Consider the following 21,225-nt stretch of genomic DNA (forward strand, 5'->3'; position numbering starts at 1 on the left):
GACCATCGTCGGCAACGCCAAGGTGTTCGGCGACAACATCCAGAACTTCACGGCCAACTCGTTCCGGCGCGTGGAACTGAAGTGCCAACTGGCCGGCAACGCCGATTACGTGGCGGCCATGCGCCTGCTGCGCGAGCGTCTGACGGCACTGCCCAACGTCCTGGCCGAGCCGGCGGTGGAGGTGGAGATACTGGAGTTCAACCTGGTCGGTCCGGTCCTGGCGGTGCGTCCGTTCTGCCACAACGACCATTACTGGCAGGTCTATTTCGACGGCAATCGCACGATCCGGGCGACGCTCGACGAGGGCGGCTTCCCGGCGCCCATGCCGGCCCAGGTGATGTTCACCCGGGCGGGCTGACCGGCGGCCGCCCGGCTCAGTCGTACTGGGCGGCGGCGGCCTTCAGGCGGCGGGCGGTTTCGGCGCGCAGTTCGGCCGGGGCGACGACCTCGACGTCGGGACCGTACTTGAGTATGTCGAGGACCAGTTCGCGGGCGTCGGCATAGGGCAGGCGGCGCTCGAAGCGGCCATCGTCAAGCCAGCGGTCCTCTTGGTCCGGGTGCCAGCGCTCGTCGGCGATCCAGCGCGCCCGCTCGGCGCTGAAGCGGAGTACGGCGTGGTCGCGGGCGGGGCCGGCGAAGATGCCGTAAGTGGCGCCGTAGTGGCGGTCCAGTTCGGCCTCGTCGAGTTCCTTGGCGGCCTGGTCGAGCATCCGGGCGACGCGGATGCGGTCGAGGGCGAAGCTGCGCAGTCCGTCGCGGACGTGGCACCAGGCGTCCAGGTACCAGTTGTCGCGATAGTGCACCAGGCGCTCGGGCGAGACCTCGCGCGTGCTCACCCGGTCGCGTTCGCGGCCGTGGTACTCGATGGCCAGGCGCCGGCGTTGCGCGGTGGCCCCGGCCACGGTCTGGAAGACGTGGGTGTCCGGCTGGCGTGCGGCGGCGCGCAGGATGCGCAGGCGGCCGGCCAGCTCGCCGCCGCCCAGGTGGTCCTGGCCGAGCAGGCGGTCGATGCGTGCCTTCAGGGGCGCCAGCTGGCCGTCGAGCAGGCCCGGCTGGGCCTCGGCGAGCAGCTTCTGGGCCGCCGACAGGGCGAACAGCTCGGACGGCGTGAACCACAGGCCGGGCAGCTCGAAGGCGGCGCGGCCGTAGCGGTAGCCGCCCGCCTCCTTGTCGAACTCGATCGGGGCGTCGAAGAAGGTGCGCATCTCGTCGAGGATGCGGGTGAGGGTGGCACGCGAGCATTCCAGCTCGGCTTCCAGTTGCCCACGCGGGATGGCATAGCGGCGGCCGGCCAGGATCTGATGCAGCTTGAAGATGCGCTGCATGCGGTCCATCAGATCAGTCCCGGTATGACCTGCTTGGTGACCGCCACGGCGATGATGTAGCCGATGGTGGCGAGGGCCGCGACAAAGTACCCGGCGCGCTGGAGCTTGGTCCGGCCCCGTTTCAATGCCATGGTGCCGAGGTAGATGTAGAGCAGCAGGCCGCCGATCTTGACCAGCAGCCAGGGGTGGAAGAAAGGATTCAGGCCGCCCGTCACTAGCATGCCGATGGCCGCGGTGAGCAGCAGGGTGTCGTTCAGGTGGGGCACCACCTTGACCCAGCGGTCCTGCAACCTGGGCGAGTCCAGCAGCATCCAGATGCCGCGGGTCAGGAACAGGCCGAAGGTGATGTAGACGGTGCCGACGTGGATCAGCTTGAGCAGCGTGTATTGCACCTGTTCCCTTTCCCCTCAGCTCCCCGTCAGCGCCATTGCCGGCAATAGTCGATCAGTCCGTTGGTGGAGGCATCATGGCCCTTGGCCGGCGTCGCCGCCTTGATCTCGGGCAGGATGACCTTGGCGAGCTGCTTGCCCAGCTCGACGCCCCACTGGTCGTAGGAGTTGACGTTCCAGATCACGCCCTGGACGAACACCTTGTGTTCGTAGAGGGCGATCAGCCGGCCCAGGGTGCGCGGCGTCAGCTTGCGGTAGATCAGGGTGTTGGTCGGCCGGTTGCCGGAGAACACCTTGTGCGGCAGCAGCTCCTTGATCTCGGCCTTGCCCAGGCCCGCGGCGGCCAGTTCGGCACGCGCCTCCTCGGCGGTCTTGCCCTTCATCAGGGCCTCGGTCTGGGCGAAGCAGTTGGCGAGCAGGATCTCGTGCTGGTCGGCGACCGGGTTCTGCGGCTCGGCGGCGGCCAGGAAGTCGCACGGCACCAGCTTGGTGCCCTGGTGGATGAGCTGGTAGAAGGCGTGCTGGCCGTTGGTGCCCGGCTCGCCGAACAGGATCGGGCCGGTGGAGACCTTGACCGGCTTGCCCTCGCGCGTCACCGACTTGCCGTTCGACTCCATGTCGAGCTGCTGCAGGTAGGCCGGGAAGCGGGCCATGTACTGGTCGTAGGGCAGCACGGCGTAGCTCTGGGCGTCCCAGAAGTTGTTGTACCAGAGGCCGATCAGCGCCATCAGCACCGGCATGTTCTTGTCCAGCGGGGCGGTGCGGAAATGCTCGTCCATGTCGAAGCCGCCGGCGAGCAGCTCCTCGAAGTTGTCCATGCCGACGTACAGCGCGATGGGCAGGCCGATGGCCGACCAGAGCGAATAGCGGCCGCCCACCCAGTCCCAGAAGCCGAACATGTTGGCGGTGTCGATGCCGAACTTGCCGACTTCGGCGGCGTTGGTGGAGACGGCGACGAAGTGCTTGGCCACCGCCTCGGGCTTCTTGGCCGCCTTGAGGAACCAGGCCCGGGCGGCGTGCGCGTTGGCCAGGGTCTCCTGGGTCGTGAAGGTCTTCGAGGCGACCACGAACAGGGTGGTCTCCGGATTCACCCGCTTGAGTACCTCGGCCAGGTGGGTGGGATCGACGTTGGAGACGAAATGGGCGTTCAGGCCCTTCTTCGCGTAGGGCGCCAGGGCCTGGCAGGCCATGACCGGGCCGAGGTCGGAACCGCCGATGCCGATGTTGACGATGTCGGTGATGGCGTCGCCCTTGTAGCCCTTCCACTTGCCGGAGCGGACCTGGTTGACGAAGCCGCGCATCTGCTTGAGCACCCGGCGCACCTCGGGCATGACGTCCTGGCCGTCGACCAGGACCGGACGCTCGGAGCGGTTGCGCAGCGCGGTGTGCAGGACGGCGCGGTCCTCGGTCAGGTTGATCCGGTCGCCGGCGAACATCGCCTCGCGCATGAGCTCGACCTTGTTCTCCCTGGCCAGGCGGACCAGCAGCTTGATGGTCTCGGCGTCGACCAGGTTCTTCGAGTAGTCGAACAGCAGGTCGTCCAGGCGCAGCGAGAGGCGTTCGAAGCGTTTCTTGTCCTTGGCGAACAGGTCACGCAGGCGCAGCGCGTTCCAGGTCTTGCGATGGGCCTTGAGGGCCTGCCAAGCGGAGGTGTCGGGCATGTTGAACGGGCCTTGTTGTAATGTCGGGCGGATTATAAACCCGGCCTCAATGCTTACGCGCCGACAGCAGCAGGTTGCGCGGCGTCAGGCTGGCCGGGCAGAAGGGGCCGAGGGTGACCGCGTAGCCGTGCCCCTCCAGGTGGACCGCCATGTCGGCCAGCAGCCACACTTCGAGGGGGCGCCGGAAGGCCAGCCGCGCGAGTTGCAGGCGCAGCATGCGGGCGGCCCGGGCCCATCCGCGCGCCTCGTACGCCGCCAGGTCGATGCCTGCCGCGTCGGGTGCCGGAGCGCGGCCGGCCTTGCGCTCAAGCATGTGCGCGACGAAGGACTCGAAGCCGCCTCGCAGCCAGCGCTCCGGCACGGGCGGGAAGGGCACGTAGCCGGGGTCGCCGTGCCGGTCCCGGCGCAGTTCCACCCAGGCCAGCTTCCAGGCCAGGGCCCGGCGCGATTGCCGGCGCTGCGCGGCCGAGGCGGTGGCGGTCTCGGTGACGGCCAGGCGCAGGTCGTCGCGGCCCAGTTCCAGGCCGGTCGGGTTGAACGGCCGGTAGCGCTCGCCGGCCGTGCGGTAGTAGCAGCACGGCGCCACGTCGATGGCCGGGCAGCCGGCGGCGACGGCGTCGGCGACCAGGCGGGTGTGCAGGTCGCCGCAGGCGTGCAGGGCGACGGCGTGGCGGCCGGCCAGGTGGCGGGCGCTCCCGGGCGCCAGGGCGTCGGCGCGGATGAAGTGCTGCATGCAGTCGACGTGGGCGCGCCGGGCCAGGTCCTCGCCGGCATCGCACAGGGCCGGGTCGATCTCCAGGCTGGCCACCGGCCAGTGCCAGCGCCCGGCCAGCAGGCGGCCCAGGTGGCCCTTGCCGGCGCACCATTCCAGCACCGGCGCGCGCGGGGGGCCGAGGCCGGCGGCGTAGGCGTCGATCTGGGCCAGCTTGCGACCCGGCACCGCCGTGTCCAGCCGGTCGGCATGGCCGGGCGGAGCCGGGGTGGGCGGGGGCGGCAGCTCGATCAGTTCGGCCAGGCCGGCCAACGCGGGCAGGTGGCGCCCGATCAGGGCGATCAGGGCGTGGTTGTCGGCGCTCAGCCGGTCGACCGCGGCATCGTCGAGGGCCAGCAGTTCGTCGCGCAGGGCCGGATGGGCGTCACACCAGGCGGGTGTTTCGACCCGGAACGGCTGCGGCCGCCAGACGTCCTGGAAGCCCTGCAGCAGGGCTTCCAGGCGCGCCTTCCGTTCGGCCAGGGTCAATCGGCGGCGAGGATGACGCCGGACAGCGGCGGCAGGGTGACCACCAGGGAATGGGCGAAGCCCATCCAGGGTTGCTCCTCGGCCAGCAGGCCGGCGCCGTTACCGGTGTTGGAGCCGGCGTACCACTCGGAGTCGCTGTTGAAGATCTCGCGCCAGAGACCCGACGCCGGGCAGCCGATCCGGTAGCCGGTGCGCGGTACCGGGGTGAAGTTGAAGGCACACACCACGGCCCGGCCGTTGCGGTCGCGGCGCAGGAAGGAGAGCACGGACTGGTCGGCATCGTGGCAGTCGATCCAGGCGAAGCCTTCGTGGTCGAAGTCCAGCTCGTGCAACTGCGGCAGGACGCGGTACAACCGGCCGAGGTCGCGCACGCAGCGCTGCACGCCGACGTGCCAGTGCGTCTCGACCAGGCTCCAGTCCAGTTCCCAACCCTGGTTCCATTCCCGGCCCTGGCCGAACTCGTTGCCCATGAAGTTGAGCTTCTTGCCCGGCGTGCAGAACTGGTAGGTGAGCAGCAGGCGCAGGTTGGCGAACTTCCGCCAGGCGTCGCCCGGCATCTTGGTGAGCAGGGAGCCCTTGCCGTGCACCACCTCGTCGTGCGAGAAGGGCAGGACGAAGTTCTCCGAGTAGGCGTACAGCTGGCCGAAGGTGAGGTTGTTCTGGTGGAAGCGCCGGTACACCGGATCCAGGCTGGCATAGGCCAGGGTGTCGTTCATCCAGCCCATGTTCCACTTCATCGAGAAGCCGAGGCCGCCGACGTAGGTCGGGCGCGACACCATGGGCCAGGCGGTCGATTCCTCGGCGAAGGTGAGCGCACCCGGGAAGCGTTCCGGGATCATGGCGTTCATCTCGCGCAGGAAGGCGATCGCCTCCAGGTTCTCGCGGCCGCCGTACTTGTTCGGCAGCCATTCGCCGTCCTTGCGCGAGTAGTCCAGGTAGAGCATGGACGCGACCGCGTCGACGCGCAGCCCGTCGAAGTGGTATTCGCGCAGCCAGTAGTCGGCGCTGGCGAGCAGGAAGCCCTTCACCTCGTTGCGGCCGTAGTTGAAGATGTGGGTGCCCCAGTCCTGGTGCACGCCCAGGCGCGGGTCCTCGTGTTCGTACAGGGCCGAGCCGTCGAAGCGGGCGAGCGCCCAGCTGTCCATCGGGAAGTGCCCCGGCACCCAGTCCAGGATGACGCCGATGCCGGCGCGGTGGCAGCTGTCGATCAGGTACTTGAGGTCGTCCTGGCTGCCGAAGCGCGAGGTGGCGGCGAAGTAGCCGGTGGTCTGGTAGCCCCAGGATTCGTCCAGCGGGTGCTCGGTGACGGGCAGGAACTCGATGTGCGTGAAGCCCATGTCCTTGGCGTACGGCACCAGGGTATCGGCCAGCTCGCGGTAGCTGTACACGCGGCCGTCGGGGTGGCGGCGCCAGGAGCCGGCGTGCACCTCGTAGATGTTCATCGGCGTATGCAGCCAGTCGATCTTGGCGCGCGCATGCAGCCAGTCGCCGTCGCCCCAGGCGTAGCTGCTCGGCTCGGAGACCACGGCGGCGGTGCCCGGCCGTTTCTCGAAGCGTTGCCCGTAGGGATCGGTCTTGACCAGGATCGCGCCGGTGTTGGCGTTGCGGATCTCGTATTTGTACATGTCGCCCGGCTTCAGGCCCGGGATGAACAGTTCCCAGACACCGGAACTACCGCGCGCGCGCATCATGTGCACGCGGCCGTCCCAGCGGTTGAAGCTGCCGACCACGGAGACGCGCTCGGCGCTCGGCGCCCAGACCGAGAAGCGGACGCCCTCGATGCCGTCGTGCACGGCCGGATGGGCGCCCAAGGTGTTGTAGGCCTCGAGCAGGCGGCCTTCGTTGAAAAGATAGATCTCCTGCTCGGACAGGAAGGGCAGGAAGCAATACGGGTCGACGACCTCGAAATCGGTGCCGTCCTCTCGTACGCGCAGGCGCACCGGTCTTTCCGGCGTGTGCTCGCCGCACCATTCGAACAGGCCGCGTTCGTCGACGAGGGTAAGGGCGGCTTCCCCGCCAGGCATCAGCAGGGTGACCGATTCGGCATGTGGGCGGAGTACCCGGAGGAGCGGCTTGCCATGGTCGGAATGCAGACCCAGCACGGCGAACGGGTCGTGATGGCGGGCCGTCAGCAGACGTTCGATACTTGATATATGCATGGAATGGCCAATGTCTTTCGTAACGGGTTACCGATAGCATTATCCGCCAATCGTCGGCGGCCAGTGAATTTTCGGATATCGTGGTCGTATTCTAGATTTAAAATCTAGACGGAAATTGCCTACATACACTGTTGAGAGGAAAAACACGTGCTGCACAAAGAACAACCCCGTTTCGTCAGCCTGCTGACCAAGAACACCGTCGCCCTGATCCTCGCGGGAGGCCGTGGCAGCCGTCTGAAACAGCTTACGGACTGGCGCGCCAAGCCGGCTGTGCCATTCGGGGGCAAATTCCGCATCGTCGACTTCCCCTTGTCCAACTGCATGAACTCCGGCATCCGGCGGATCGGCGTGATCACCCAGTACAAGGCGCACAGCCTGATCAAGCACATCCAGCGCGGCTGGGGTTTCCTGCGCGGCGAGTTCAACGAGTTCGTCGAACTGCACCCGGCCTCCCAGCGCGTCGACGAGGACACCTGGTACCGCGGCACCGCCGACGCCATCTACCAGAACCTCGACATCCTGCGCATCCACAAGCCGGAATACGTCCTCGTCCTGGCCGGCGACCACGTCTACAAGATGGACTACGGCGAGATGCTCGCCCATCACGCCCGGACCGGCGCCGACATGACCGTGGCCTGCATCGAGGTGCCCGTGGAAGAGGCGGCCGGTGCCTTCGGCGTGATGACCGTCGATGCCGAGAACCGCGTCACGGAGTTCACCGAGAAGCCGGCCAAGCCGAACGAGATGCCCGGCAAGCCCGGCGTCGCGCTGTGCTCGATGGGCATCTACGTGTTCAACGCCGCCTTCCTGTACGAGCAACTGATCCACGACGCCGACGACCCCAAGTCGGAGCACGATTTCGGCAAGGACATCATCCCGCGCCTGATCAGGACCGGCTACCGGCTGTCCGCCCACAGCTTCACCGACAGCTGCGTGCACGGCCCCGGCGAGCCCCCGTACTGGCGCGACGTCGGGACCGTCGACGCCTACTGGGAAGCCAACCTGGACCTGGCCCGGGTGACGCCGGACCTCAACCTGTACGACCGCGAGTGGCCGATCTGGACCCACCAGGAGCAGCTCCCGCCGGCCAAGTTCGTGTTCGACTCCGACGACCGCCGCGGCATGGCGGTGGACTCCATGGTCTCCGGCGGCTGCATCATCAGCGGTGCGACCGTGCGCCAGTCGGTCCTGTTCTCGAACGTCCGCGTCCATGACGGCAGCTATCTGGAACGTGCCGTGGTCCTGCCCGACGTGCGCGTCGGCGAAGGTTGCGTGCTCAAGAACGTGGTCATCGACAAGGGCTGCAACATCCCGGACGGGACCTCCATCGGCGTCGACCACGAGGCGGACAAGAAGCGCTATTTCGTCAGCCCCAAGGGCGTCACCCTGATCACCCCGGAGATGCTCGGGCAGGATATCCACCACTTCCGCTGAGGCCGGTCCGCCGTCGTGAAGCTGCTCACCTGGAACATCCAGTGGGGGCGCGGCATGGACGGCCGGGTCGACCTCGACCGCCTGCTGCGGGAAATCCGCGCCATGGCGGATTTCGACGTCATCTGCCTGCAGGAGGTGGCGGTCAACTTCCCGGGCCTGCCCGGCAGCGCCGGCGAGGACGAGATGGCCGTCCTGGCCGCCGGCCTGCCCGGCTACGCGCCGGTCTACGGCGCCGCCACCGACCTGCCGGACGGCCGCGGCGGCCGCAAGCGGTTCGGCAACGCGATCTTCTCGCGCCTGCCGGTCGGCCAGGTCTGGCGCCACCTGCTGCCCTGGCCGGTGGATCCGGAGGTCCCGTCCATGCAGCGCGTCCTGGTCGAGGCGGTGCTGGAGGCGGAGTTCGGGCCCCTGCGTGTCATGACCACCCACCTGGAGTATTACTCGCGCGTCCAGCGCGAGGCGCAGATCGACGCCATCCGTACCCTGCACGCCGAGGCCTGCGGCCATGCCCGCCGGCCGCGCCTGGGCAAGGGCGAGGGTGGCGGTAGCTTCGAGGTGTTCGCACGGCCGGCCTCGGCCATCGTGTGCGGCGACATGAACTACCCGGCCGAGGCGGCCGAGCGGGCTCGCATGCTGGCCCCCTATGCCGACGGCACGCCCGCCTGGCGCGACGCCTGGTCGGTCCTGCACGGCGCCGCGGGCCATGCGGCCACCGTCGGGGTGCACAAGGTCGACTGGGTCGACCGCCCCTGCTGCTTCGATTTCGTCTTCCTGACCGAGGACCTGGCGGCGCGCCTGCGCGGCCACCACGTCAACGCCGCCACGGCGGCGTCCGACCACCAGCCGGTCTGGATCGAGCTGGCCTGATCCGGCGCTCCGGTGCGGCCTACTTCAGCCGCGCGGCGAACTTGGCGCGTACCTTCACCACCTTCGGCGCCACCACGTATTGGCAGTAGCCCTGGTTGGGATGCTGGGCGAAATAATCCTGGTGGTAGTCCTCGGCGGGCCAAAAGGTGCTCGCCTCGGCGATCTCGGTGACGATGGGGGCGCCCCAGGCGCCTTCGGCGGCCAACCCCGCCACCGCCGCCTCGGCGGCCGCCTTCTGTTCCGGCGTGTGCCAGAAGATCGCCGAGCGATACTGGCTGCCGACATCGTTGCCCTGGCGGTTCAGGGTGGTCGGATCATGGATGGCGAAGAACACCTCGAGCAGGGCCGGGTAGTCGATCACGGCCGGGTCGAAGGTGATCTGCACCACTTCCGCGTGGCCGCTGTGGCCGCGGCAGACCTGGTCGTAGGTGGGCCGGTCGAGGGCGCCGCCCATGTAGCCCGAGACGACCTTCTCGATGCCTCGCAGTTGCAGGTAGGCGGCTTCCAGGCACCAGAAGCAGCCGCCCGCCAGGGTCGCGATCTCGCTCATGTCATTCCTTCGCCAGCAGGTGTTCGGCAAGCTTCACCCAGTAGCTGGCGCCCAGGGCGAGGATGTCGTCGTTGAAGTCGTAATGCGGGTTGTGCAGCATGCAGCCGCCCTCGCCCAGGCCGTTGCCGATCCAGACGTAGCAGCCCGGCCGCTCGTTCAGGAAATAGGCGAAATCCTCGGCGCCCATGGACGGGTGCCGGCTGGCCTGCACGTTGGCCTCGCCGACCAGGCCGGCTGCCACGGTACGGCAGGTCGCCGCTTCGGCCGCGGTGTTGACGGTGGGCGGGTAGCCGCGCCGGTAGTCCAGGCCGATCTGCACGCCGTGGGCGACGCCGATGCCGTGGCACAGGCGCTCCATGGCGACCTCGGCCTGGTCGCGCAACTCGTTCTTGAAGGCGCGCAGGGTGCCGCCGAGGCGCACCTCGTCGGGAATGACGTTGTAGGCCTCGCCGGCGAAGAAGCGGGTGACCGAGAGGACCACGGCCTCGAGCGGGTCGACCGTGCGGCTGACCACGGACTGCAGGACCTGGACCAGGGCGGCGCCCGCCACGACCGGGTCGCGGCCCTGGTGCGGCATGGCGGCATGGGCGCCGTGGCCGCGCACGACGATGTCGAACTGGTCCGAGCAGGCCATCACCGGGCCGGCATGCACCGCGAACTGCCCGGCCGGCAGGCCCGGCCAGTTGTGCATGCCGAACACCCGCTGGATCGGGAAGCGTTCCAGCAGGCCCTGCTCGATCATCACCCGGGCGCCGCCCACCGTCTCCTCGGCGGGCTGGAAGATGAAGCACACGGTGCCGTCGAAGTCGCCCGCCTTGGCTAGGTGCTCGGCGGCGCCCAGGAGCATGGCGGTGTGGCCGTCGTGGCCGCAGGCATGCATGCGGCCCTCGTGGCGGGAGCGGTGCGGGAAGCCGTTCTGTTCGACCAGGGGCAGGGCGTCCATGTCGGCGCGCAGGCCGATGATGCGCGGGCTGCTGCCGCGCCTGAGGACGCCGACCACGCCGGTCTCGGCAATGCCCTCGTGCACCTCGAGGCCGGCCAGGCGCAGGGCGCCGGCCACCAGGTCGGCGGTGCGGCGTTCCTCGAAGGCGAGTTCGGGGTGGGCGTGGATGTCGCGCCGCAGGCTGGCGAGTCGGGCGCGCTCGGCGAGGAGGGCAGGGATCGGTTGCATGCGCTTCACCAGAGACGAAAAAGGCCCGCGCCCCGCGGCGCGGGCCGGGCTGACGGGCTTACTTGAGGACGACCAACTGGACCCGGCGGTTCTTCATGCGGCCCGCGCGGGTCTTGTTGTCGGCCACCGGGCGGGTTTCCCCGTACGACACCACGGCCATGCGGTGCAGCGGCAGGCCGCACTCGGCGTGCAGGTAGTCGCGCACGGCTTCCGCACGGGCCTGGGCCAGACGGTAGTTGACCTCGGCCGGCCCGGAATCGTCGGTGTGGCCCTGGATCTCGATGTAGACGTCCTGGTTCTCGGCCTTGAGCTTGTCGGCGAAGGCCGTCAGGGCCTGCTTGGCGGAATCCGTCAGGGTGGCCGACTGGAAGGCGAACGAGGCAGTCTCGTCGGATATCTGGGTTTCGTAGAGCAGCTTGCCCTCGGCCAGCTTGCCCGCCGAACTGGCCCGTTCGAGCGCCTCCTTGGCGGTCGCCGAGGCCTGGCTGAGATCGCTCTCGGCGTGGCCGAGGCGGCTGTCGACGGCCGCGAGCCGCTCGCCGTGCTCGGCCAGCTGCTTGTCGCCGGTCTCGATCTTGTTGACCGCGACGGCCAGGGTCATCTCCAGGTTGTCCAGGCGCTTGTTGGCGGCCGCGACGGCGGCATCGTTGGCGGCGATGCGCTGGCCGGCGGCGTCCAGGCCTTCCTGCACTTCGCCGACCCGCTTGTTGGTCGCCGCCAGGGCGGTTTCGCCGGCCTGGATGCCGGCCTGGGCCGCGCCCAGCCCGCCCTCGACGGCCTTGAGGCGTTCCGAGGCGGCCTGGATGGTCGCCATGTTGTCGTCGATGCGCTTGGTGGCGGCCTCGATGCGTGCCGCGATGTCGTCCAGGCGGGCCTGGCTGTCGGCCAGTTGCGGGCTGGCGGGCGCGGCGGCCGGGGCCGCGGGGGCCACCGCTTCGGCCGGCGCGGGCGCGGCCAGCGGGGCCAGCGCGGTGGCCGTGGCGGTGCCCTTGACGGCGGCCAGCTCGCCTTCCAGACGGGCGATCTGGACGTTGCTGTCGGCCAGGGTCTGGCGGGTGTTCACGGCCTGCTCGTCGAGGCTGCCGAGACGGCCGTCGAGACCGTCGATGCGCTGGTTGGCGGCGACGATCGCGGTGGTGTTGTTGTAGATGCGCTTGCCGGCCACGGCCAGGCCGTCGGCCACCGAGTCGATCCTGGCGCCCGCCTTGGTGAGGCCGGCGGCGGTGTCGTCGATCCGGCTGCCGAGGGCGGCCTGGCCGGATTCGTTCTTGGCCAGGCGGCCGTCCGTCTCGGTCAGCCAGCGGGTGTTGATCTCGATGCGCTGGTTAGCCTTGTCCAGCATGGCCTGCAGGTCGTCGATGCGCTTGCCGACGCCGCCGACCTCCTGCTGGACGAATTCCTTGCTGGCGCAACCGCCCAGGGCCAGGGCGACCAGCGCCGGCAGCAGCAGCGGTTTTGCGGATGGCATGTTCATGACTGATCTCTCCTGGTGGGACGGTGGGCAGGCCCGCGGGCGCTGCCGGTTGCGGCCTAGCTTAGGACACTCGGGTGCGGAAATCCAGCCGGCGCGGGGCCGGCCAAACCGGGTTGGTGCACCGGGTTGCGACCGGGTTGCTAAGCCCGGCGCGCGTCCCTGCCTACCTTTACGCCATGGCCGGCAGGGGCCGGCGGCGGCGAAAAGGAGAACACCATGAAGACGAGCGCGAAATTGTTCCTGGTCCTGGCCCTGGCGACGGCCGCGGGGACCCCGGTACGGGCGGAAACCGGCAAGGCCGAGAACCTGGCGGCGGCGGTCAAGGTGGCCGCCTGGGAACGCGTCGGCGAGGCCGGCGCCGCGCCGCGCGAGGTCCAGCCGGCGCGCGACCGGGTGGCCGAGGACGGCGACCTGAGGGCGCGCAAGGCCGAGATGGTGCGACGCATGTTCTGGATCGTCATGGCGCATCGTTGAGGCGCGCCCGGCAGGATGGGCGGCGGCGGGGTGGCGCTCGGTGGCGAGCGCCACCCCGCATTGTTTGTTATCTTTAAGCCAGATGCCTATTCAAGTTTGGGGGTCCTTCGGTGGTTAACGTTGCCCAGTTGCTCGAGGCCATGGCCAAGATGGCCGCCTCGGACCTGTTTTTCACCGCGGGCGCCCGGGTCAGCATGAAGATCGAGGGCCTGGTACGGCCGATCGCGTCGCCCGAACTGACCCCCGCCGACGTGCGCCAGCTGGCCTACTCGATCATGACCGAGGACCAGATCAAGCGCTACGAAACCTCCTGGGAGATGAATTTCGGCTACAGCCTGGCCGGGGTGGGGCGCTTCCGCATCAACGTATTCCGCCAGCGCGGTGCCGTCGCCATGGTGGTGCGGCGCCTGAGCGCGCAGATTCCCGACCTGCCCGACCTCGGCCTGCCGCCGGTGCTGGGCCGCCTGGTCAACGAGCGGCGCGGGCTCATCCTGGTGGTCGGGTCGACCGGTTCGGGCAAGTCGACCACCATGGCTTCCATGCTGTCCTACCGCAACCTTTCCAGTTCGGGCCACATCCTCACCATCGAGGATCCGATCGAGTTCATCTTCCGGCACCAGAAGTCGATCGTGAACCAGCGCGAGATCGGCACCGACACGGAATCCTACGAGACGGCCCTGATCAACGCCCTGCGCGAGTCGCCCGACATGATCATGATCGGCGAGATCCGCGAACGCTCGACCATGCAGGAGGTGATCAACTTCGCCAACACCGGCCACCTGTGCCTGTCCACCCTGCACGCCATCAACGCCCACCAGGCCCTGACCCGGATCGTCAACTTCTTCCCCCTGGAGACCCGCGCCACGGTGCTCTTCGACCTCGCCTCCTGCCTGCTCGGCATCATCGGCCAGCGCCTGGTGCGCGGCGTCGACGGCAAGCGCCTGCCGGCCATCGAGGTGTTCGTCGCCGACTACCACATGAAGCAGCTGATCCGCGAGGGCCGTCTGGACGAGATCAAGGACATGATGGAGCGCGGCGGCCACGAGGACATGCAGAGCTTCGACCAGGCCATCGTGAAACTCTACAAGGCGGGACGGATCGATCTCGACGAGGCGCGTGCGAATGCCGATTCGCCGCGCCAGTTCCACCTGCTCGTGCACGGCGAGGATGCCGAGCCGGCCGCCGCCGGTGCGTCGTCCGGGGCGCGCGCGAACAGCCGCGCCGCGGCGGCGTTGCCCGAAATCGAAATGTAGGAGGGGCCGGAGAACGTGATGGAAAAAGCCAAGGAAATGGTCGTCGGCATCAAGGAGCTGTCCTCCTTGCCGGCCGTTTACCATCAAGTGCGCGGGGTGCTGGACAATGCGGACAGTTCCATCATCGACCTGGCCAACGTCGTCTCCGTCGATGCCGCCATCACCGCCCGCCTGCTGCACGTCGTCAACAGCGTCTACTTCGGCCTCATGAGCCGGGTCGACACGGTGTCGCGCGCGGTCAGCATCCTGGGCATGCAGCAGGTGCACGACATCGTCCTGGCCACCTCGGTGTCGGCGATGTTCAAGGGCATGAGCCCGGCCAACATGAACATGACCCGGTTCTGGAGCAACAGCGTGATGCGCGCCCTGATCGCCCGCACCGGCGCCGAGATGGTGCGCGCCGGCGAGCTGGAGCGCTTCTTCGTCGCCGGCCTGCTGTCGGACCTCGGCCACCTGGTCATGTACGAGGTCGAACCGAAGCTGGCCGAGCAGGCACAGATGCTCTCGGTGCAGAGCGGCCGGCCGTTGCACGAACTCGAACGCGAACTCCTCGGCTGCGACTATGCCGAGGTCGGCGCCGCCCTGGTCGACAAGTGGCATCTGCCGCCCCGCCTGGGCGCCGCCATCGCCGGCCAGATCGAGCCGGCCCTGGCCGATGAGCTGTACCGGCGCGACGCCGCCATGCTGAACCTGGCCCGGATCATGACCGACGCCATGGAGCAGAAGATGGAGAGCGAGGCCATCGCCGAGCTGTTCGACGAGAGCATCTGGACCCTGAGCGGCCTCAAGCCCGCCAACGTCGCCACCATCCGCCTGATCGCCGAGATGAACCACGGCGAGGTGGTGACCCTGTTCTTCCCGCAGCTGCGTCCGGCCGGTTGATCCGGCCCGGCGGGCGCGCCCGGCCGTTTACAATGCACGCCCGCCCCGCCGCACCGGCCGGGGCCGGGCCCGATAACCGGAACCATGGCGACCCTGATACCCAGCTATTCCTCCTGCGCCGGCCGCATGACGCCGGGCGAGCGCCGCTTCGCCCAGCGCCTCGAGGCCAAGCTCGAGGACGATTACCTGTGCTGGTACGACGTCGCAGTCGGCGCCGCCCTGAGGCATCCGGACTTCATCGTCCTGCATCCCAAGCGCGGCCTGCTGGTCCTGGAGGTGAAGGACTGGAAGCTGGAGCACATCCAGTCGATCAGCAAGACCGACGTCGCCCTGCTCACCGGCCAGGGCCTGGTCCACAAGGCCAATCCCATGGAGCAGGCGCGCCAGTACGCCCAGGCCGTGGTCGATACCCTGCAGAAAGATCCCCAACTGGTCTTTTCCACGGGCAGGTGGCAGGGCCGGCTGACCTTCCCGTGGAGCTACGGCGTCGTCCTCGCCAACGTCCCGCGCAAGGCCTTCGAGGCGACCGACCTGGGCGAGGTGCTGGGGGCACACCGGGTGGTCTGCCAGGACGAGATGACCGAGGCCGCCGACGTCGAGACCTTCCAGAAGCGGTTGTGGGCGATGTTCGACGTGGGTGGCTGGGGTTCCCTGTCGCTGCCGCAACTCGACCGCATCCGCTGGCACCTGTTTCCCGAGATTCGCCTGCCCAGCGCGCAGATTGGCCTCTTCGACGAGACCGCGGCGGACGCGCCGGCGCCCGATCTCGTCCGCGTCATGGACCTGCAGCAGGAACAGCTGGCGCGCAGCCTGGGCGAGGGCCACCGGGTCATCCACGGCGTCGCCGGCTCGGGCAAGACGCTGATCCTCGGCTACCGCGCCGAGCACCTGGCCAAGGTGTGCGCCAAGCCCATCCTGATCCTCTGCTACAACAAGCCGCTGGCGCACCGCCTGGAGCACTGGATGCGCGCCAAGGGCGTCGCCGACCGGGTCCTGGTGCAGAACTTCCACGCCTGGTGCCACCGCCAGCTGCGCGCCTACCACGTCGGCTTGCCGGAGCCGGGCTCGGGCCTGTTCTACGACGCCCTGGCGCAACGGGTCATCGACGGCGTCGAGCAGGGCCACATCCCGTCCGGCCAGTACGACGCCGTGCTGGTCGACGAGGGCCACGACTTCCGGCCGGAATGGCTCAAGCTGGTGGTCCGCATGGTCGACCCCCGGAGCAACTCGCTGCTGCTCCTGTACGACGATGCCCAGTCCATCTACGACACCGGCAAGGCGCGCGATTTCAGCTTCCGCAGCGTCGGCATCCAGGCCCAGGGCCGCACCACCATCCTCAAGGTCAACTACCGCAACACCCGCGAGATCCTCGACTTCGCCGCCCGTTTCGCCGCGAAGCTGCTCACCCCGGCCGAGGCGGACGAGGACGGCGTGCCGCGCCTGGTGCCGGTCTCGGCCGGCCGGGCCGGCCGGCGCCCCATGCTGGTCGAGTTGCCCAGCCTGAAGGCGGAGGGCAAGTACCTGGCCGAGCGTCTCAAGGCGGCCCACGACGACGGCGTGGCCTGGCAGGACATGGCCGTGCTGTACCGGACCTGGGAGCCGGTCGGCAAGGTGGTCAAGGAGGTGCTGCGCCGCGAGGGCATCCCGCTGACCTGGAAGGACCAGATCAAGTTCGACGGCCAGCAGGATTCCATCCGGCTGATGCCGTTCCACAGCAGCAAGGGGCTGGAGTTCCCGTTCGTGGCGATCCCCGGCCTCGGCCGCCCGGGGTCGGAGGAGGCGGATGCCGAGGCGGAGGCCCGGCTGCTCTACGTCGCCATGACCCGGGCCACGGAGGAGTTGCTGGTGCTGCGCGAGGGCGCCGGACAAGCCGGATAGGCGCCGCTTCGCCCTAGTTGTCGCGCAGGTCCTTCTTCACGGACTTGATGTACTTGCCGAAATCGCGGTCCTTCTGGCGCCGTTCGGCATGGGACATCCGGTAGAACGCCGACTCGTCCCGGAGCTTCAGGTAGTTCTCGTAGTGGGCGCGGCTGATGGCGCCGGAATCGAGCGCCGCGAGCACGGCGCAGCCGGGTTCCCCGGTGTGGCTGCAATCGCGGTAGCGGCAACCGGCCGCGAGGGTGCCGATGTCGGCATGGCTGCCCGCCAGCCCGTCCTCCGCGTCGACGATGCCGAATTCGCGCATGCCCGGGTTGTCGATCACCAGGGCGCCGCCGTCCAGGCGGATCAGTTCCCGGCGGACGGTGGTATGGCGGCCTTCGCCGCTGCCGCTGACCGTGCCGGTCTCCTGTACCCGGTGGCCGGCCAGGCGGTTGATCAGGGTGCTCTTGCCGACCCCGAGGAGCCGACGAAGCAGTAGGTGCGGCCCGCCTGCAAGGTTTGCCCGAGCGTGCCCACCCCGGCGCCGGTCAGGTTGCTCAGGGTGATGACCGGTGCCGCGATGCCGGCGGCCCGGATCTCCGCCAACTGTGCCGCCAGCACGGTGGCGGCGACCCGGGCGACGGCATCCGTCGCCGGGCACCGCGCCCTGCCGTCGAACCAGTCGTCCCAGCCGAGTGCCGCCAGTCCGTCGCGTCGCTGCGTCATCGTCGCGCCTGCAAAGATGTCCGACGCAGCCTATCGCAGGCGCCTCAGCCCTTGGAGGCCAGGAGCTTGAGCAGGTGTTCCTGGGCGGAGTAGCCGCGACCGCGGCGCTGGCGCTTCCGGTAGCTGCCGTCCGGCTGCATCTCCCAGGCCTGCAGGGTGTCCTTGAGATAGGGCGTGATGCCCTCGGCGATCACCCGCTTCTTGAGCTTGTCGTCGAGGACCGGGAAGCAGGTCTCGATGCGCCGGAAGAAGTTGCGGTCCATCCAGTCGGCGCTGGACAGGTAGACGTCCTCCTCGCCGCCGTTCCAGAAATAGAACACCCGGTGGTGTTCCAGGAAACGGCCGATCACCGAGCGTACCCGGATGTTCTCCGAGATGCCCGGGATGCCCGGGCGCAGGGCGCAGACCGCGCGCACCACCAGGTCGATCTGGACGCCGGCCTGGGAGGCCTCGTAGAGGGCGCCGATGACGCGCGGCTCGAGGAGGGCGTTCATCTTGGCGACGATGCGCGCCGGCTCGCCGTTGCGCGCCCGCTCGGTCTCGTTCTCGATCGCCCGGATGACGTTCGGGTGCAGGCTGAACGGCGACTGCCACAGGTAGTCGTGTTCGCCGGCGCTGCCCAGTCCGGTGATCTGCATGAACACGTCGTTGACGTCCTGGCAGATGGCCGGGTGGCAGGTGAGCAGGCCGAAGTCGGTGTACAGGCGGGCGGTGCGGGCGTGGTAGTTGCCGGTGCCGAGGTGGCAGTAGCGCTTGATCTTGCCGTTCTCGCGCCGCACCACCATGGCCATCTTGGCGTGCGTCTTGTGGCCGACCACGCCGTAGATGACGTGGGCGCCGGCGGCCTCCAGCTTCTCGGCCCAGTTGATGTTGGCCTCCTCGTCGAAGCGGGCCAGGAGTTCGACCACCACGGTCACTTCCTTGCCGCGCTGGGCGGCGGCGATCAGGTGGCGCATCAGCTCGGAGTCGGTGCCGGTCCGGTAGACGGTCTGCTTGATGGCCAGCACGGCCGGGTCGTCGGCGGCCTGGCGGACGAAGTCGATGACCGGCTGGAAACTCTGGAACGGGTGGTGGAGCAGGATGTCGCCGGCGCTGATGGCGGCGAACATGTCGTCGCAGTCGGCCAGCGCGGCCGGCAGGCCCTGCACGAAGGGCTGGAACTTGAGGTCCTGGCGGTCCGTCTTCTCGGGCACGTTCATCAGGCGCACCAGGTTGACCGGGCCGCGCACCTGGTAGAGGTCGTCGCGGGTCAGGTGGAACTGGTTGAGCAGGAATTCCTTCATCGACTCCGAGCAGTTGTCGGCGACTTCCAGGCGCACGGCGTTGCCGAAGTGGCGGTGCGGCAGCTCGCCCTGGAGCTGTTCGCGCAGGTTCTTGTTCTCTTCCTCGTCGATGAACAGGTCCGAGTTGCGGGTGGCGCGGAACTGGTAGCAGCCGTGCACCTCCATGCCGGCGAACAGGGCGCCGACGTGGGCGTGCAGGATGGAGGACAGGAAGACGAAGCTGTATTCGCAGGTCGCCACGCCGGCCGGCAGCTGGATCACCCGCGGCAGCGAACGCGGCGCCTGCACGACGGCCTTGCCCGAAGAACGGCCGAAGGCGTCCTTGCCGGCCAGCTCGACGGCGAAGTTGAGGCTCTTGTTGAGGACGTTGGGGAACGGGTGCGAGGGATCGAGCCCGATCGGCGTCAGCACCGGCATCAGGTCGTTGTAGAAATATTCGCGGATCCACTCCTCCTGCTCGGGCGTCCATTCGGTGCGCTTGTGGAAGCGGATGCCCTGCTCGGCCAGGGCGGGCAGGACCTCGTTGTTGAGCAGCTCGTACTGGCGCGTCACCATCGCATGGGCGGCCTTGGCCACCTCCTTGAACACCTGGCGCGCGTTCAGTCCGTCGACGCTGGCATGCTGCGGGTTCAGGCGCATCTGCTCCTTGAGTCCGGCGACCCGGATTTCGAAGAATTCGTCCATGTTGCTGGAGAAGATGCACAGGAAGCGCAGCCGCTCCAACAGCGGGGTCGCCGCGTCCTCCGCCTGGGCGAGCACGCGCCGGTTGAATTCGAGGATGCCGAGTTCGCGGTTGATGAGAAATTCACTGGACGGGATGAGGCTCATGATGGTCGCTGTAACAATCGGAATAGCCCGTTGATGCTACCCTGAAAGCCATTCGTGTAGCTATCGCGCCGGGATGTCCATCGAAATCGAACTCAAGCTGGCCATAGCGCCCCGCGCCGTGGCCGGGCTGCGCCGACATGCCTTGCTGAGCGGCGTGCCGGTACGCCGGGACAAGCTGTACGGCATCTATTTCGATACCCCCGACTTCCAACTCTCGCGCAACCGTGGCGCCTTCCGCCTGCGCCGCGAGGGCTACCACTGGGTGCAGACGGTCAAGCTCGACCGCGGCTCCGTCGGCGGCCTCTCCATGCGGCCGGAATACGAGGTCAGGCTGGCCGGCAAACAGCCGGATTTCGCGCTCCTGCCGGAGGCGGCGCGCGCGGCCATCACGCCCGAGGTCGAAGCGCGCCTGGCGCCGGTGTTCGTGACCGACTTCCAGCGCACCATCTGGCATATCGAGCGGCCGGCCGGCACGGTCGAGGTGGCCCTCGACCTCGGCCACATCCGGGCCGGCGCGGCCGACCTGCCGGTGGCCGAGGTGGAACTGGAACTCAAGGCCGGGACCGGTGCCGTGCTGTTCGAGATCGCCCGCGAGTTGCTCGCCGGCGTCGCCATGGTGCCGGAGTACCGCAGCAAGGCGCTGCGCGGCTACGGCCTGGTCGGCGCCTGGCAGGAGATGCCGGCCAAGGCGGAGGCGGTGGCCCTGTCGCGCCGGCTGCCGGCCCAGGAGGCCTGGCGGCGCGTCCTGCTCTCGGCCCTCGACCAGCTCGGCCGCAACCTGCCCGGGCTGATCGCCGGCGACGATCCCGAATACCTGCACCAGGCCCGGGTGGCGGTGCGCCGGCTGCGGACCATGCTCGGCCTCGGGCGCTCCCTGGGCCTGGAGCACGACGACTGGGTGGCGGACCTGCGCTGGTTCATGGCGGAGCTGTCGCCGGCGCGCGACTGGGACGTCTTCGTCATCGAGACCCTGGCCGGGGTGGGCGCCGAGTTGCCCGAACCGGAACGCCTGGACGACCTGCGCGCCCGGGCCGGCCGGGCCCGCGCGGCGGCCGGCAAGCGGGCCCGCGCGGCGGCCGGCGACCGCCGCCTGACCGGCCTCGTCCTGGCCATGGGGGCGGCGTTGCTGGAGCCGCGCACGGACGGCCCGGACCTCGATCAGTGGGCCGGGCAGGTGCTCGACCGCCGCCTGCGCAAGTTCCGCCGCCTGGCCGGCGACTTCGGCCGGCTCGACGCGGCCGGCCGGCACCAGACCCGCATCGCGGCCAAGCGCCTGCGCTATGCCGGCGAGGCCTTCGCCGCCCTGTCGGGTAAGAAGGCCGTCCGCTACCTCGCTGGGGTGGCGGCGCTGCAGGACGGCCTCGGCGCGGTCAACGACGCCGCGGTGGCGCATCGCCTGCTGGCGGCCCTGAACCGGGACGGCCGCGATGCCTATGCGGTCGGGCTGGTGGAAGGGTTCCTGGCCGCCCGGGCGGCGGCGCGCCTGGCCGGCGTCGCGGCGCAGGTCGCCGGAATCGCCGCCGTGAAGCCGTATTGGCGCTGACCCGCGCCTTTGCGGGCGCCGCGGGAGCCGCTCCGGCCGCCACCGCCTCGCCCCGGACGATGGCCCGAGGGAGGCTGGCCTGGTGCCGTGTCGTGGCGGAGGTCTT

At 69.1% G+C, this 21,225-nt stretch carries 19 protein-coding genes; 8 read left to right on the top strand and 11 right to left on the bottom strand.

Annotated features, from left to right (window positions below):
- Positions 1–358 (top strand): mechanosensitive ion channel family protein (locus EZJ19_RS04755; protein WP_131445153.1); only part of this gene is annotated, 358 nt, incomplete at its 5' end.
- A gap of 16 nt (positions 359–374) precedes the next feature.
- Here the strand turns inward: EZJ19_RS04755 and EZJ19_RS04760 are convergent.
- The 5 genes from EZJ19_RS04760 to glgB are packed head-to-tail and all read right to left on the bottom strand — an operon-like array spanning position 375 to position 6,774.
- Positions 375–1,334 (bottom strand): helix-turn-helix transcriptional regulator, encoded by a 960-nt coding sequence (locus EZJ19_RS04760; RefSeq protein WP_131445154.1) that lies wholly within the window; start codon positions 1,332–1,334, stop codon positions 375–377.
- Positions 1,334–1,717 (bottom strand): SirB2 family protein, encoded by a 384-nt coding sequence (locus EZJ19_RS04765; RefSeq protein WP_131445155.1) that lies wholly within the window; start codon positions 1,715–1,717, stop codon positions 1,334–1,336. The genes EZJ19_RS04760 and EZJ19_RS04765 overlap by 1 nt, the downstream gene beginning before the upstream one ends.
- Before the next feature lie 26 nt (positions 1,718–1,743).
- Positions 1,744–3,375 carry a glucose-6-phosphate isomerase gene (gene pgi / locus EZJ19_RS04770; RefSeq protein WP_131445156.1) on the bottom strand — a complete coding sequence of 544 codons (1,632 nt, stop codon included), beginning with the start codon at positions 3,373–3,375 and terminating at the stop codon, positions 1,744–1,746.
- Positions 3,376–3,421: 46 nt separating this feature from the next.
- A complete protein-coding gene (locus tag EZJ19_RS04775; RefSeq protein ID WP_165873463.1) occupies positions 3,422–4,615 on the bottom strand; it encodes a methyltransferase in 1,194 nt (397 codons plus the stop codon).
- On the bottom strand, positions 4,612–6,774 hold the full coding sequence (gene glgB, locus EZJ19_RS04780; RefSeq protein WP_131445158.1) for a 1,4-alpha-glucan branching protein GlgB: 2,163 nt from the start codon (positions 6,772–6,774) through the stop codon (positions 4,612–4,614). Before glgB ends, EZJ19_RS04775 begins: the two co-directional genes overlap by 4 nt.
- A gap of 150 nt (positions 6,775–6,924) precedes the next feature.
- On the opposite strand from glgB, the gene glgC reads away from it, so the two are divergent.
- Both glgC and EZJ19_RS04790 read left to right on the top strand, forming a co-directional pair.
- Positions 6,925–8,208, top strand: a complete 1,284-nt coding sequence (gene glgC, locus EZJ19_RS04785) for a glucose-1-phosphate adenylyltransferase (RefSeq protein ID WP_131445178.1) — start codon at positions 6,925–6,927, stop codon at positions 8,206–8,208.
- Between the two features lie 15 nt (positions 8,209–8,223).
- Positions 8,224–9,075, top strand: coding sequence for an endonuclease/exonuclease/phosphatase family protein (locus tag EZJ19_RS04790; RefSeq protein WP_131445159.1), 852 nt, complete (start codon positions 8,224–8,226; stop codon positions 9,073–9,075).
- A gap of 19 nt (positions 9,076–9,094) precedes the next feature.
- Here the strand turns inward: EZJ19_RS04790 and msrA are convergent, their stop codons facing one another.
- Genes msrA through EZJ19_RS04805 form a run of 3 tightly spaced genes read right to left on the bottom strand, consistent with a single transcriptional unit; the run spans position 9,095 to position 12,270 of the window.
- On the bottom strand, positions 9,095–9,625 hold the full coding sequence (gene msrA / locus EZJ19_RS04795; protein ID WP_131445160.1) for a peptide-methionine (S)-S-oxide reductase MsrA: 531 nt from the start codon (positions 9,623–9,625) through the stop codon (positions 9,095–9,097).
- A 1-nt stretch (position 9,626) separates the two neighbouring features.
- Complete coding sequence (locus EZJ19_RS04800; RefSeq protein ID WP_131445161.1) at positions 9,627–10,796, bottom strand: M20 aminoacylase family protein; 1,170 nt, start codon at positions 10,794–10,796, stop codon at positions 9,627–9,629.
- Positions 10,797–10,854: 58 nt separating this feature from the next.
- Positions 10,855–12,270 carry an OmpA family protein gene (locus tag EZJ19_RS04805; RefSeq protein WP_131445162.1) on the bottom strand — a complete coding sequence of 472 codons (1,416 nt, stop codon included), beginning with the start codon at positions 12,268–12,270 and terminating at the stop codon, positions 10,855–10,857.
- Between the two features lie 216 nt (positions 12,271–12,486).
- Here EZJ19_RS04805 and EZJ19_RS04810 point away from each other — a divergent pair, with 216 nt between their 5' ends.
- The 4 genes from EZJ19_RS04810 (at position 12,487) to EZJ19_RS04825 (ending at position 16,757) form a co-directional block, all read left to right on the top strand.
- Positions 12,487–12,744 carry a hypothetical protein gene (locus EZJ19_RS04810; protein ID WP_131445163.1) on the top strand — a complete coding sequence of 86 codons (258 nt, stop codon included), beginning with the start codon at positions 12,487–12,489 and terminating at the stop codon, positions 12,742–12,744.
- Between the two features lie 110 nt (positions 12,745–12,854).
- Positions 12,855–13,997 carry a PilT/PilU family type 4a pilus ATPase gene (locus EZJ19_RS04815; RefSeq protein WP_131445164.1) on the top strand — a complete coding sequence of 381 codons (1,143 nt, stop codon included), beginning with the start codon at positions 12,855–12,857 and terminating at the stop codon, positions 13,995–13,997.
- A gap of 18 nt (positions 13,998–14,015) precedes the next feature.
- The gene (locus EZJ19_RS04820; RefSeq protein ID WP_131445165.1) at positions 14,016–14,879 is read left to right on the top strand and encodes an HDOD domain-containing protein; all 864 of its coding nucleotides are present in this window, start codon (positions 14,016–14,018) and stop codon (positions 14,877–14,879) included.
- 84 nt (positions 14,880–14,963) lie between these two features.
- Positions 14,964–16,757 carry a DEAD/DEAH box helicase gene (locus EZJ19_RS04825; protein WP_131445166.1) on the top strand — a complete coding sequence of 598 codons (1,794 nt, stop codon included), beginning with the start codon at positions 14,964–14,966 and terminating at the stop codon, positions 16,755–16,757.
- Between the two features lie 13 nt (positions 16,758–16,770).
- Here EZJ19_RS04825 and rsgA read toward each other — a convergent pair whose 3' ends face one another.
- The 3 genes from rsgA to ppk1 are packed head-to-tail and all read right to left on the bottom strand — an operon-like array spanning position 16,771 to position 19,576.
- On the bottom strand, positions 16,771–17,235 hold the full coding sequence (gene rsgA, locus EZJ19_RS04830; RefSeq protein WP_240754657.1) for a ribosome small subunit-dependent GTPase A: 465 nt from the start codon (positions 17,233–17,235) through the stop codon (positions 16,771–16,773).
- Entirely contained in the window at positions 17,196–17,465 is a 270-nt protein-coding gene (locus EZJ19_RS16240; protein WP_240754658.1) for a hypothetical protein, read from the bottom strand. Before EZJ19_RS16240 ends, rsgA begins: the two co-directional genes overlap by 40 nt.
- Before the next feature lie 44 nt (positions 17,466–17,509).
- A complete protein-coding gene (ppk1, locus tag EZJ19_RS04835; RefSeq protein ID WP_131445167.1) occupies positions 17,510–19,576 on the bottom strand; it encodes a polyphosphate kinase 1 in 2,067 nt (688 codons plus the stop codon).
- A 73-nt stretch (positions 19,577–19,649) separates the two neighbouring features.
- Between ppk1 and EZJ19_RS04840 the strand changes: the two genes are divergently transcribed.
- Positions 19,650–21,119, top strand: a complete 1,470-nt coding sequence (locus EZJ19_RS04840) for a CYTH and CHAD domain-containing protein (protein ID WP_131445168.1) — start codon at positions 19,650–19,652, stop codon at positions 21,117–21,119.
- Positions 21,120–21,225 lie beyond the last annotated feature (106 nt).

It is taken from the genome of Parasulfuritortus cantonensis (assembly GCF_004337445.1).
Taxonomy (GTDB): domain Bacteria; phylum Pseudomonadota; class Gammaproteobacteria; order Burkholderiales; family Thiobacillaceae; genus Parasulfuritortus; species Parasulfuritortus cantonensis.